Origin of the sequence: Microbacterium sp. SMR1 (assembly GCF_003289625.1) — a bacterium.
In the GTDB taxonomy this organism is placed as follows: domain Bacteria; phylum Actinomycetota; class Actinomycetes; order Actinomycetales; family Microbacteriaceae; genus Microbacterium; species Microbacterium plantarum.
Genome location: NZ_QMBN01000005.1, coordinates 1 through 12,115 on the forward strand (window position 1 = coordinate 1; position 12,115 = coordinate 12,115).

General features: G+C 70.0%; 12 protein-coding genes. 7 read left to right on the forward strand and 5 right to left on the reverse strand.

The window, feature by feature from the left end:
• Positions 1-156 precede the first annotated feature (156 nt).
• Both DO944_RS14880 and DO944_RS14885 read left to right on the forward strand, forming a co-directional pair.
• Entirely contained in the window at positions 157-813 is a 657-nt protein-coding gene (locus DO944_RS14880) for a GntR family transcriptional regulator (RefSeq protein WP_112617942.1), read from the forward strand.
• Between the two features lie 25 nt (positions 814-838).
• Positions 839-1,861, forward strand: a complete 1,023-nt coding sequence (locus tag DO944_RS14885; RefSeq protein WP_112617943.1) for a 1-aminocyclopropane-1-carboxylate deaminase — start codon at positions 839-841, stop codon at positions 1,859-1,861.
• Between the two features lie 5 nt (positions 1,862-1,866).
• Here the strand turns inward: DO944_RS14885 and DO944_RS14890 are convergent, their stop codons facing one another.
• Positions 1,867-2,994: a methyltransferase gene (locus DO944_RS14890; RefSeq protein ID WP_258524791.1), complete on the reverse strand. Its 1,128-nt coding sequence runs from the start codon at positions 2,992-2,994 to the stop codon at positions 1,867-1,869.
• 67 nt (positions 2,995-3,061) lie between these two features.
• On the opposite strand from DO944_RS14890, the gene DO944_RS14895 reads away from it, so the two are divergent.
• Positions 3,062-3,457 carry a hypothetical protein gene (locus DO944_RS14895; RefSeq protein ID WP_112617944.1) on the forward strand — a complete coding sequence of 132 codons (396 nt, stop codon included), beginning with the start codon at positions 3,062-3,064 and terminating at the stop codon, positions 3,455-3,457.
• On the opposite strand, the gene DO944_RS14900 is transcribed toward DO944_RS14895, so the two are convergent.
• Both DO944_RS14900 and DO944_RS14905 read right to left on the reverse strand, forming a co-directional pair.
• The gene (locus DO944_RS14900) at positions 3,436-4,089 is read right to left on the reverse strand and encodes a response regulator (RefSeq protein WP_112617945.1); all 654 of its coding nucleotides are present in this window, start codon (positions 4,087-4,089) and stop codon (positions 3,436-3,438) included. The two genes, DO944_RS14895 and DO944_RS14900, sit on opposite strands and share 22 nt — an antisense overlap.
• Positions 4,086-5,759, reverse strand: coding sequence for a sensor histidine kinase (locus DO944_RS14905; protein ID WP_112617946.1), 1,674 nt, complete (start codon positions 5,757-5,759; stop codon positions 4,086-4,088). Before DO944_RS14905 ends, DO944_RS14900 begins: the two co-directional genes overlap by 4 nt.
• Before the next feature lie 153 nt (positions 5,760-5,912).
• On the opposite strand from DO944_RS14905, the gene DO944_RS14910 reads away from it, so the two are divergent.
• Positions 5,913-7,442 carry a CitMHS family transporter gene (locus DO944_RS14910; RefSeq protein ID WP_112617947.1) on the forward strand — a complete coding sequence of 510 codons (1,530 nt, stop codon included), beginning with the start codon at positions 5,913-5,915 and terminating at the stop codon, positions 7,440-7,442.
• A gap of 6 nt (positions 7,443-7,448) precedes the next feature.
• On the opposite strand, the gene DO944_RS14915 is transcribed toward DO944_RS14910, so the two are convergent.
• Complete coding sequence (locus DO944_RS14915; RefSeq protein ID WP_112617948.1) at positions 7,449-8,462, reverse strand: Gfo/Idh/MocA family protein; 1,014 nt, start codon at positions 8,460-8,462, stop codon at positions 7,449-7,451.
• A gap of 51 nt (positions 8,463-8,513) precedes the next feature.
• On the opposite strand from DO944_RS14915, the gene DO944_RS14920 reads away from it, so the two are divergent.
• The gene (locus DO944_RS14920) at positions 8,514-9,845 is read left to right on the forward strand and encodes a M20/M25/M40 family metallo-hydrolase (RefSeq protein WP_112617949.1); all 1,332 of its coding nucleotides are present in this window, start codon (positions 8,514-8,516) and stop codon (positions 9,843-9,845) included.
• On the opposite strand, the gene DO944_RS14925 is transcribed toward DO944_RS14920, so the two are convergent.
• Positions 9,838-10,350 (reverse strand): hypothetical protein, encoded by a 513-nt coding sequence (locus DO944_RS14925; protein ID WP_112617950.1) that lies wholly within the window; start codon positions 10,348-10,350, stop codon positions 9,838-9,840. The two genes, DO944_RS14920 and DO944_RS14925, sit on opposite strands and share 8 nt — an antisense overlap.
• A gap of 186 nt (positions 10,351-10,536) precedes the next feature.
• On the opposite strand from DO944_RS14925, the gene DO944_RS14930 reads away from it, so the two are divergent.
• Together DO944_RS14930 and DO944_RS15990 are read left to right on the forward strand one after the other, a co-directional pair.
• Positions 10,537-11,544 carry a LacI family DNA-binding transcriptional regulator gene (locus DO944_RS14930; protein WP_112617951.1) on the forward strand — a complete coding sequence of 336 codons (1,008 nt, stop codon included), beginning with the start codon at positions 10,537-10,539 and terminating at the stop codon, positions 11,542-11,544.
• A gap of 157 nt (positions 11,545-11,701) precedes the next feature.
• Positions 11,702-12,115, forward strand: a 414-nt coding sequence (locus DO944_RS15990) for a class II aldolase/adducin family protein (RefSeq protein ID WP_396652037.1), incomplete at its 3' end; no start/stop codon positions are given.

Genomic DNA, 12,115 nt, shown 5'->3' on the forward strand with positions numbered 1-12,115 from the left:
CACAGCGCCGATGGTACTGCAGGGGGGACCCTGTGGGAGAGTAGGACACCGCCGGACTTCTTTCGTAAGAGGGCCACCCAATGCTGGGTGGCCCTTTTTCGTGCCCCCGGGGCCGTTCGCTTGACGTAGTGAACCAGGTAGTGTGCAATATATTGCATGCCGCTCGTTCCCGTCTCTCGTCCAGCGTCTCTGCGCGACCATGCGTACACGGCGCTTCGCGACGCGATCGTGAGTGGCAGGCTCGAGCCGGGCGCTCGTCTCCGCGATAGCGAGCTCGAGGAGTGGCTCGGGGTCAGCCGTACGCCGATCCGTGAGGCGATCGCACGGCTGGAGGCCGCGGGGCTCGTCCGGACGCGGCGGGCGAAGGCCACGCAGGTGGCGCCGCTCGATGAGCGAGAGGCTCTCTCGGCGCAGCGTATTGCGGCATCACTGCACGAGTTGGCGGTGCGTGAGGGAGTGCGCCAGCTCACGGCGTCGGACCTCGATGCGATGCGTGCTGCGAACGACCGGTTCGCGGACGCGCTGCGCGCGGATGACATCGACGCAGCGCTCGCGGCCGACGACGACTTCCATCGCGTCGCGGTTTCGGCGAGTGCCAACCCTCTTCTCGGCACTCTGCTCGAGCAGGTGACACCCCTTCTGCGACGCCTGGAGCGTGCTCGGTTCTCGAGCCTCGCCGGCCGCGACTCGGTGGCGGCCCATGCCCGCATCATCGAGCTCTGCGCCTCCGGCGAGGGCGAGGCGGCCGCTGCAGCGACGCGTGAGAACTGGCTGACGCTCGAACGCCTGTTGACCCATCCCGATCCCGCCTGAGCCCCACCCGACTCCAGGAGAACCGATGTCCCTCGCCGACTTCCCTCGTCACCCGCTCACCTTCGGACCCAGCCCCGTGCACCCGCTGGATCGCCTCTCAGCCCATCTCGGGGGTGCCCGTGTCTGGGCGAAGCGAGAAGACGTGTCGAGCGGCCTCGCATACGGCGGCAATAAGACTCGCAAGCTCGAGTACATCATTCCGGATGCTCTCGCTCAGGGCGCCGACACGCTCGTATCCATCGGCGGGATCCAGTCGAACCACACTCGCCAGGTGGCGGCGGTCGCGGCGCACCTGGGGCTGAAGGCCGTCGTCGTTCAGGAGAACTGGGTCGACTGGCCGGACGCTGTCAACGACCGGGTCGGCAACATCCTGCTCTCGCGGCTGATGGGAGCGGATGTCCGCCTGTCGCCCGCGGGCTTCGACATCGGATTCCGAGACTCGTGGAAGGAAGCGATCGCCGATGTGGAGGCCTCCGGCGGCAAGCCCTATGCGATCCCGGCGGGCGCGAGTGATCACCGTCTCGGCGGACTCGGGTTCGCCAATTGGGCGCACGAGGTGCGCCAGCAGGAAGAGCAGCTCGGTGTGTTCTTCGACACGATCGTCGTCTGCACCGTGACGGGGTCGACCCACGCCGGGATGGTGGCCGGGTTCGCCGACCTCGCGGAGAACTTCGGTGACCGTCCCCGGCGGGTCCTCGGCATCGACGCCTCGGCCACGATCGACAAGACCCGTGACCAGGTGGGCCGGATCGCGCGTCGCACGGCGGAGCTGATCGGTGTCGGCCGTGAGCTGCGCGAGGATGAGATCCAGGTTCTCGAGGGCTGGGCGGGGGAGCGCTACGGCATACCCGTGGACTCCACGGATGAGGCGATCTACCTCACGGGGCGCCTGGAAGGAGTCATCCTCGACCCGGTCTACGAGGGAAAGTCCATGGCGGGTCTGATCGACCTGGTCTCTTCCCGCGACATCCCCGCTGACTCGAACGTGCTCTTTGCGCACCTCGGCGGGCAGCAGGCGATCAACGCCTACAGCGGCCGCTACCACTGAGACGGTCAGCGGCGCGTGGACACCGTGACCGTGAACTTCGGGTCTCGGGCCACCTGCCGGGTGGGGCCGACAACGCGCTCGAGCTCCGCTCGGTACTGCAGCGCGGAGTTCCAGACGCACCACAGTTCGCCGCGCGGCCGCAGCACACGCGCCGCATCGCGGAACAAGCGCGGGGCGATGCGGTCGCTCACCGCGGCACCGGAATGGAACGGCGGGTTCAGCGCGATCAGCGACGCGCTCGCATCCGGGCGCCGGGCGAGCAGGTCATCGCGTACCACCTCGACGCGCTCGGACACACCGTTGGCCCGCATCGTGGCCGCCGCGGACGCCACGGCTGCGGCCGATTGATCCGAGGCATACACGCGGACGTCGGGGTGACGGGTGGCCCACGCGGCCGCGACGACTCCCGTGCCGCAGGCGAAGTCGATCCACGGGTCGTCTGCCGTTCCGCCCGGTGCGGTCTCGGGCAGGTTCGCGAGGAGGAGTCGTGTCCCGATGTCGAGGCGCGGACCCGCGAACGCGCCGCCGTACGCACGGATCTCGATCCCGTCGCTGCGTCCAGACCGCGCCTCGGGAAGCGTCGTCTGCGGGAGTGGGCCGCGGGCGACGAGCACCCGCGACTTCCCACGCGCATGCGTGACGTCGAGGCGCTCGAAAGAGCCGCGGAGAACGTCGTTCATCGCGACCGTCATGTGCTTGATTCGCCCCCCGGCGTAGACGACGACGTCGGGGGAGGCCGCGGCGGCGATGGTCCCGGCGATGTCGGCGAGAGCATCGAGCGAGCGTGGCAGCCGAAGCAGCACGACTCGCGCGCCCGCGACGAGCGCGGCATCGAGCGGGAGAGAGGTGAATGTCGCCTGGGGGACGAGACGCTTCGCGTTCGCGGCGAGAGCGGCCTCGCCGCTGAGGGGGTCCTGGTGGACTCGGATGCCCTCGGCTCCGGCGGCCGCAGCGCCCAGGGTGAGCGCGCCGTAGCTGTCTCCGATGACGGTGACCTCGTCGGGGCCCGTTTCGGCGCGGGCAGATTCCGATTCATCCAGGATCAGGAGATCGGCGGCATCGGCGGCGACGAGACCGGGCGCTTCGACGTCGGGCCAGCGGCGGAGAAGGGAAAGATCGAGCGCGCCGGACACCCGGGTAAGCCTAGTGCGGAGAAAGCAAGGGTTCGCCGGGCGGCCGTGGAGCGCGCAGACTGAACGCATGAGAACCGCGCTCCGCTGGCTGCTCGCCGGCGCCATGATCTTCGCCGGCCTGAGCCACCTGTTCTGGGCGCGCCGTGACTTCCAGGCCCAGGTGCCTGACGCGGTCGTCGAGAAGCTCCCGATCGATCGTGATGGCGTCGTCGTCGCCTCCGGAGCGGTGGAGGCACTGTTCGGGGTGGCGCTGCTCGCCTTGCCGCGCGAGCGCTCGCGCATCGGTGCGCTGCTCGCCGCGTTCTTCATCGCCGTCTTCCCCGGCAACGTCGATCAGTGGCGAAAGGGACGCAGCGCCTTCGGGCTCGACACCGATCGGCGTCGATTCGTCCGGCTCTTCTTCCAGCCCGTTCTCGTCGCGTGGGCCTGGTGGTCGACGCGTCAACCGCGCGACGCTGCGTAACGGTGCTCCGGGCGGCCCGTCGATCCGTAACGCAACCGCACGTCGACGACCCCGCGCGCGGCCATCGCCGCGAGGTGGCGCTGAGCCGTCGCCCGTGAGATACCGCATTCGGTCGCGATCTCGCCCGCCGATGCCTCCCGCGCCCCGAGGGTCGTGAGGATCATCTGCTCGGTCGCCGAGCGCGTCGTGGTGGCGGGACCGCCGTGGACGATCGACAGGGCGCGATCGATGTCGTCCTGCTCCACGTCGGCGGTGTCGAGGACGTTCCGGTAGCGGGCGTACCGCTCCAGGCGCTCGCGGAGAGCGCGGGAATCGAACGGCTTGATCAGGTAGCCGATGGCCCCCGCACGCAGGGCGCGGCGCACCGTCTCGGCATCGGAGGCCGCCGACAGCACGATGGCATCGGCGTCGATCGAGCGCACGAGCTCGACGCCCTCGCCGTCGGGCAGGTAGTTGTCGATGAGAACGAGGTCGGGGCGGTGCTCGGCGATCGCGGAGCGAGCCGTGCCGATCGACCGGGCGGGCTCGAGCGCGCGGAACCCGGGAACCGCGTCGACGGCGTCGCGGTGGAGATCCGCGACGCGGAAGTCGTCGTCGACGACGAGGACCCGGAGCGGGGCTGTCGTGTTCATGAATCGTCCTCCTCGGGGCGGGGTGCGGTCGGCTCGGTAGTCGCGGTCGTGTCGGGCGCCGCGGTGCGCAGCACGCCCGGCAGCCGGGCCGCGAAAACCGCTCCGCATGCCGCGGAGCCGCGGCCGCCCGGGTCGATCAGCCACACGTCGCCGCCGAGACGGCGCGCCAGCTCTCGCGAGAGCGGCAGTCCGATCCCGCGTCCGCGGACGCGGTCGTCGCCCGGTTCCGCAGACGGCGCGAAGACATCGCGGCCGTCGGCCACACCGGACCCCGAGTCAGCGACGGTCGTCACGAGCGCGTCGCCGTCGCCGAAGAAGGTGACCTCTACCCAGCGGGGTTCGGCTTCGCGCGCCGCGGCGGCGACGGCGTTGTCGATGAGATTCCCGATGACGGCTGCGGCATCCTCGACACGCGCGAGCTCTCCGAGGACGAGGGTGTCTTCGCCGACGGCGATGCTCACTCCGCTCGCGGCTGCTTCGGTCGCTTTCGCCGCGAGGAGCGCCTGGAGGAACAGGTCGTCCACCCGCTCGATGCCGGCGACGGCGATCGGAACGCTGCCGCGCTCGAGGAGTTCGTCGAGGAACGCTCGGGCGTCGCCGACCCGCTCGGCGTCGATCAGGCCTGCGGCGACATGCAGGCGGTTCGAGAACTCGTGCCGCTGCACCCGCAGCGCCCCGGTCACGGTCTGAACCGACGAGAGCTGTTCGCCGAGCTCGGCGACATCCGTGTGATCCCGAACGATCACCACGTCCCCGAGCTCGCGGCCACCGCGCCGCACCGGATGCACGTCAACGGCCAGCACGCGGGGGCCTACGACGACACGGTGCAGCGGAAGCCCTTCCATGATCGCGGAGACGACAGGCGCGGGCAGGGGCAGAGCGGAGAGCGGCTGCCCCACGGAGCGCTCGAGACCGAGCAGCTGCTCGGCAGTCGTCGACGCGACCCGCACGACACCGCTCTCGTCGAGGGCGAGCACGCCGTCTCCGATGCCGTCGAGGACCGCGCTCTGCTGCTGCACCAGCGCGGTCAGCTCCTCGGGCTGCAGCCCGAGCGTCGTCTTCTCCCAGCGGCGTCGCAGAACCGAGCCCGCGGCGATGCCGATGCCGAGTGCGAGAAGCGCGGCGATCCCGATCGCGAGAAGCACGGACGGCAGGTCGTCGAGCACGCTGCCCTCTTCGAAACCCACACTCACCTCACCCACCGGCTCGCCGCCGTCGGGCGGGAGGACGGGCACCTTGGCGCGTGCGGAGCGCCCGAGGGTTCCGACCTCCCAGTCGACGACCTCCTCGCCGCCGAGAACGCGGTCGAACGGGGTCGACACGGTCTCGCCGAGACGACGCGGATCGGGGTGGGCGAGCCGGATGCCGTGGTCGTCGGTGATCACGACGAAGAGCGCGTCCGTGCGCTCGGCGATCGAGAGAGCCGTGCTCTGCAACGATCCGCCGACGAGGTCGGCAGCATCCGGGGTACCGGGGTCGTCGGACCACCGGGCGACGGCGGTGCGCACCTCCGGGGTCGCTGCGACCGAGCGCGCGATGTTGAGGGCGCTCTCTTCCGCGGCGTTTCGCACCTGCGTCACCGCGATCACCGCGAACGCCGCCGTGCACACGAGCAGCACGGTCGCGACGACGCCGAGCTGCACGAGGAAGAGCCGCGTCGTGAAGCGCATCCGACCTCCCCTTGCTCACGCGCAGAATGCGCAGAACACACGCTACGCGCTCAAGTCGCCGGAATGAGCCCAAGCGCGCGGGTCGACGGCGAAGCGACCTAGATTCGACCGATCGCACCGTGGGTCCGTGCGCCCGCCGACGAAGGAGTCGACATGACAAATCCTGTGAACCTCGTGGCCGCCGCCGCGGCCGAAGAGGGGTACGACCTCGCCTTCATCCCGCCCGAGGGCGTTCTCGTCGCGCTCGGGTTCACGATGGTGCTGACCTTCATGGCGCTCATCATGACGCGCCGGCTCACCCCGATGGTCGCGCTCATCATCGTGCCGACGGCATTCGGCCTCTTCGCCGGCGCCGGCCTGGGGCTCGGCGACATGATCATCGACGCCATCACGAGCATGGCGCCGACCGCGGCTCTGCTGATGTTCGCGATCATGTACTTCGGCCTCATGATCGACGTGGGGCTCTTCGACCCCCTCATCCGGGTGATCACCCGCGTGCTCAAGGACGATCCCGCCAAGGTCGTGCTCGGGACCGCTGTGCTCGCGGCGGTCGTCTCGCTGGACGGCGACGGCTCGACCACGTTCATCATCACGACCTCGGCGATGCTGCCCATATACCTCCGCCTGGGCATGAGTCCCGTCGTGCTCACCTGCGTCGCGGGCCTGATGAACGGCACGATGAACATCGTCCCGTGGGGCGGGCCGACCGTGCGTGCGGCGTCGGCGCTCGGTCTGCAGCCGACCGACGTGTTCGTGCCGATGCTGCCCTCGCTCGCGGCAGGCATCGTCGTCTCGCTGACCTTCGCCTGGTTCCTGGGACTCTCGGAGCGTCGACGGCTCGCGGGCAGCATCGACACGTCCCGTCTCGGCGGGGGAGACGGTGTGCTCGGTGGGCCCAAGCTCTTCCGCGGTGCCGACCCGCGACCGGGCGCGCTGGCAACGCTGCGCACCGGCAACGTCGTGACCGTGCGCGGGCGCAAGCCCGTTCCGGCGGCGCAGTGGGTCGAGGAGCGCGACACCGCTATGGCCGACACGATGCTCGACCCGAATCGGGCGACACTGCGTCCGCGCCTGGTGTGGGTCAACCTCGCGCTCACGCTCGTGGTCATGGTCCTGCTCGTCCTCGACCTGTTCCCGCTCGCGTACGTCTTCATGGTGGGCGCGGCGCTCGCCCTCGTCGTCAACTTCCCGAAGCTCAAGCAGCAGGCGGACGAGATCGTCGCCCACGCTCCCTCCATCGTCGGCGTGGTCTCGATGGTGCTCGCGGCGGGCGTGCTCGTGGGCGTGTTGAACGGTACGGGGATGGTGGCCGCGATGGCCTCGTGGGTCACCGAGGTGATCCCGTCGCAGCTCGGACCTCACCTGGCTGCGATCACGGGCGTCCTGTCGATCCCGTTCACGTTCTTCATGTCGAACGACGCCTTCTACTTCGGCATCCTCCCGATCCTCGCCGAGAGCGCCGCGACCTATGGCATCGAGCCGGTCGAGATGGCGCGTGCGTCGATCACGGGGCAGCCTGTCCACCTGCAGAGCCCGCTCGTGCCCGCCATCCTGCTCCTCGTGTCGCTGGCGAACGTGAATCTGGGCGACCACCACAAGAAGGTGCTGTGGCGTGCGTCGATCGTGTCGCTCGTCATGCTCGCCGTCGCGGTGCTCGTGGGTGTGGTGCCGTTCGCCGCCTGAGCGGGATCACCCTTCCTGCGGGTAGCGCACGCCGATCTGATCGCGGATATCGTCGAGCACGCCCATGATCGCGACGGTCTCTGCGATCGGCAGAACGTCGCCGTCGGTCCGTCCGGCGGCGACGAGGGCCTCCGCCTCGAGGGCCTGGAACTGCATGCCGCGCCCCTCGATCTCCGAGCGGTACTCCTCGAGGATCGTGCCGTCGTGCGATACGACGCGGAAGTCGGTGGCCGCGTACCAGACGCCCGAGATCTCGACCCGCGCTTCGGTCCCGACGATGTGAGCGGTGTTCGGCCCGGCCCCGCGGGAAGACGACACGGTCGTCGAGACCGCACCCGAGGGGTGGGTCATGACCGTCGCGACCTCGGCGTCGGCGCCCGTCTCCATCAGCCGCGCGAGCGCCCTCACCTGCGTCGGGAGCCCGAGGAGGTCGCAGACGAACGACACGGGGTAGATGCCGAGGTCGAGTAGCGCGCCGCCACCCAGCGAGAGATCGTTGAGACGGTGCGTGGGATCGTCGGAGATCCGCTGCGTGTGATCGGCGAACACCGTCCGGACCTCGCCCAGGGTTCCGGCGGCGACGATCTCGCGCAGGCGGACCATGTGCGGCAGGTAGCGAGTCCACATCGCCTCCATGACGAGGACGCCCGCGTCGGCTGCCAGATCGCGCAGCGCCACGGCCTCGTCACGGTTGAGGGTGAACGGCTTCTCCACCAGCACGTGCTTGCCGTGCTGGATCGCGAGCGCGGCGGCGTCGCGATGACCCGGATGCGGGGTGGCGATGTAGATGATGTCGACGTCGGGGTCGGCCGCGAGCTGCTCGTACGAGCCGTGAGCGTGGGGGATGCCGTATTCCTCGGCGAAGCGCGTCGCCGAGTCCTGTGTGCGTGAGCCGACTGCCACGACCTCCCGGCCCGCTGTTCGCAGATCGCGGGTGAACGCATGGGCGATTCCGCCGGTCGCCAGAATGCCCCATCGCAGGCCGGTGTCGGAGCTGCCGGACGTCGTCTGATTCGTCATAACGCGAGCCTAGCCAGCGGCTGACCGACCCGCGCGGCGTAGGCTCGCAGGGTGGACACCGCTGCCGTCGATCGCTTCCGCGAGCTGTTGCGGATCCCCACCGTCTCGCACGCGGAGCCGGCCTCGTCCGATGGGGCTCAGCTCGTGCGCTTCCGCGAAGCGGTGCGTCGGCTCTACCCGCGCCTGCACGACGAGCTCGAGTACGAGACGGTGGGGGAGCACGCGATGCTCTACCGGTGGCGGGGCCATGCCTCGGACGCGTCGCTCGTACTCATGGCGCACTACGACGTCGTTCCGGTCGTTCCCGGCGAATGGATGCATCCGCCATTCGACGCCGTCCTGGCCGGCGAGGGCGAGGAGACGACGATCCATGCGCGCGGTGCGATCGACGACAAGGGCTCACTGGTGGCGATTCTCGAAGCCGTCGAGGCTCTCGTCGGGGAAGGATGGCGGCCGGCGCGCGACGTGTATCTAGCCTTCGGGCACGATGAGGAGGTCGCCGGTCTCGGTGCTCCCGCGATCGTGGAGGTGCTGCGCTCCCGTGGCGTCCGGCCGGCGCTCGTCCTCGATGAGGGCGGGGCAGTCGTCTCGGGTGCCGTGCCCGGCGTCGACGTCGAGACCGCGATGATCGGCGTCGCCGAGCGCGGGGTGATGACGCTCGGGCTCACGGCGCGCGAGGCGGGAGGGCACGCGTCCACTCCGCCCCCGCTGCCGGCCACCGCGCGACTGGCGCGGGCGATCGACCGGTTGCATCGACACCCGGCGCCCATGCGGCTCGTGCCGCCGGTGCGGGCGATGTTCCGCACCCTGGCACCCTTCGCCCGCGAGCCGTTCCGCTCCATCTTCACCAACCTCTCCGTCACCGGAGCGCTGCTCGCGCGGGCGCTGCCTCGCTTCGGCGCCGAGACCAACGCACTGGTGCGGACGACCGCGGTCGTGACGGAGCTCGACGGGGCGGATGGCGAGAACGTGCTCGCCACGGCTGCTCGCGCAGCCGTCAACATCCGCCTGCTCACGGGCGACTCGGTTGCTGCGGCAACCGAGCGCGCGCGGCGAGCGATCGCCGATCCCCGGATCGAGATCGAGGTTCGCCACGGCTCGGACCCATCGCCCGTGTCACCCTGGCGCGGCGAGGGATGGCGCCGGATCGCGACTGCGGTCGGTTCCGCTCTCGGCGAGGACGTCGTCGCCACGCCGTACCTGCAGCTCGGGGCGAGCGACAGTCGTTGGTTCACCGCGATCTGCGAGAACGTCTACCGATTCGCGCCGTTCCGGCTGACCGCCTCCGAGCGCGAAGCGCTTCACGCGCACGACGAGCGGATCCGTGTGCACGTGTGGCTTCGCGGGATCGAGTTCTACCGCGACCTGCTGCGACTCAGCTGACGGGGGAACGCCGGGGCGGCGAATCGGAGACGCCGGTGAGGAACGCGACGATCTCGTCGGCGCTCGCCGAGATCTCGGGTCCGCGACCGAAGGTCCAGCCGGCGTCGGTCGCGCGCACGGTGTGGCCTGCGATGGCGGCCCGTCGTGCGAACGGGGCGCTCGTCGAGGCCGCGAGCGCGACCGCCCCTGCGACGTCGAACGGGAGCGGACGCCGGTCGCTCGGCAAACGGAGGTAGGCACGCGCGACCGCCGTGAGTTCTCGGACGCTGCGCCGGCGCCCCCGCGCGATCCGGCCGGCGAGTTCGGCCAGGGAACCGCCGTCGTCGTCGCCCGACAGGCCTGCTTCGTCGACGAAGGCGCGGCGGCGATCGAATGGAGCACCGTCGAGCGCGGAGGCGGCGAGGGCGACCACGGTCGCGATCTGCGCGCGACGGTCGGAGGGGGCCGCCGCGGCGTCGTCCGCCGATCGGTGACTCAAAGGCAGGAAGCGCGCCAGGTCGGACATGCGGTCAGCATACGGCGGTGTCGGGGCGGGAGGCCCTCTCGCCGCGTGTGTGACGGAAACCGCGGTCGTCACATGCCGCGGAGCGCGCCGTGTGACTGTCACATAGAGCGGACCGCGTGTTTTCGAAACTCGCGGTGCATAATGGGCACGAGCCGATGTGAACGTGCGCATCGGGCCGGAGGAACCATGAGCGAAGACGCTGCGGGCCGTCGCCCGAGCATTCGCGATGTCGCGCGTCTGGCCGGTGTGTCGCATCAGACGGTCTCGCGCGTGCTGAACAATCATCCGAGCATCCGCCCGGAGACGAAGGATCGCGTGCTCGCGGTCATGGCGGAACTCGACTACAGCCCCAATCGGGCGGCCCGCGCGCTCGTCACGAGCAGATCCCACACGATCGGAGTGCTGACGTCGTCGGCGACTCAGTACGGTCCCGCGTCCTCGATCGCGGCGATCGAGGCGGCCGCGCGCGAACGCGGCTACTGGGTCTCCACCGCCAACGTCGACGCCCGGGATCCGAGCTCGATCCAGGCCGGGCTCGCGCACCTGGTGGCCCAGGCGGTCGAGGGACTCGTCGTGATCGCGCCGCAGGTGCGCGTGTTCCGCGCCCTGGCCGCCCAGCCGATCGGCATCCCGTACGTCACCCTGCAGTCCACCGAGGTGGACCCCGGCCACGCCCTGTCGGTCGACCAGATCGCCGGCGCCCGACTGGCCACACGGCACCTCATCGAGCTCGGCCACCGGTCGATCTACCACATCGCCGGCCCCCAGGACTGGATCGAGGCTGAGGCGCGGATGCGCGGATTCCTCGAGGAGATGAGCGATTCCGACATCCCGACGACGGCGCCGGTGCTGGGGGACTGGACGGCCGAATTCGGCTACTACGCCGGGCGCGAGCTGCTCCGGGTCCGTGACTTCACCGCGATCTTCTCGTCGAACGATCAGATGGCGCTCGGGCTCCTGCACGCCATCCGCGATGAGGGGCTGGACTGCCCGCGCGACATCAGCATCATCGGGTTCGACGACATCCCCGAGGCCGCGCACTTCTGGCCGCCGCTGTCGACCGTGCGTCAGGACTTCGCCGAGCTGGGGCGTCGTTGCGTGGATCTGCTGCTCGGCCAGGGCTCGGGCGAGGTGGACCCGGCGGTGCTGGTGCCCGAGCTGGTCGTTCGCTCGTCCACCGGCCCGCGCCGCTGAGTCGTCGTTATCGATCCGAGACACGCCGGGAGTTGACACCCCCGTTCGGACCGTGGCTATAGTGTCGCAATGTGAACGGTCACATCGATCGTCACACGATCGAGGCCCGCCGATGGTGGCCGGGCGAAGGAGCACTCGAGTGGCACGCAACGCAGCGATCAGCAGCGAGTACGTCGACGGCGTGAAGGTCGAAGTCGCGGTGGCGCGGGTTCGGGCCGAGGTGGCGTCGTTGCACGCGGAGCTGGTGCGTTACGGGCTGGTCGTGTGGACCGGTGGCAACGTGTCGGGGCGGGTTCCGGGGGCTGATCTGTTCGTGATCAAGCCGTCGGGGGTGTCGTATGACGAGTTGGCTCCGGAGAACATGATCGTGTGCGATCTGGATGGCAATGTGGTGCCGGGGACGCCGGGCAGTGACCGGTCGCCGTCCAGTGATACGGCGGCGCATGCGTATGTGTATCGGAACATGCCCGAGGTGGGTGGTGTGGTGCACACGCATTCGACGTATGCGGTGGCGTGGGCGGCGCGGGGTGAGGAGATCCCGTGTGTGATCACGGCGATGGCTGATGAGTTC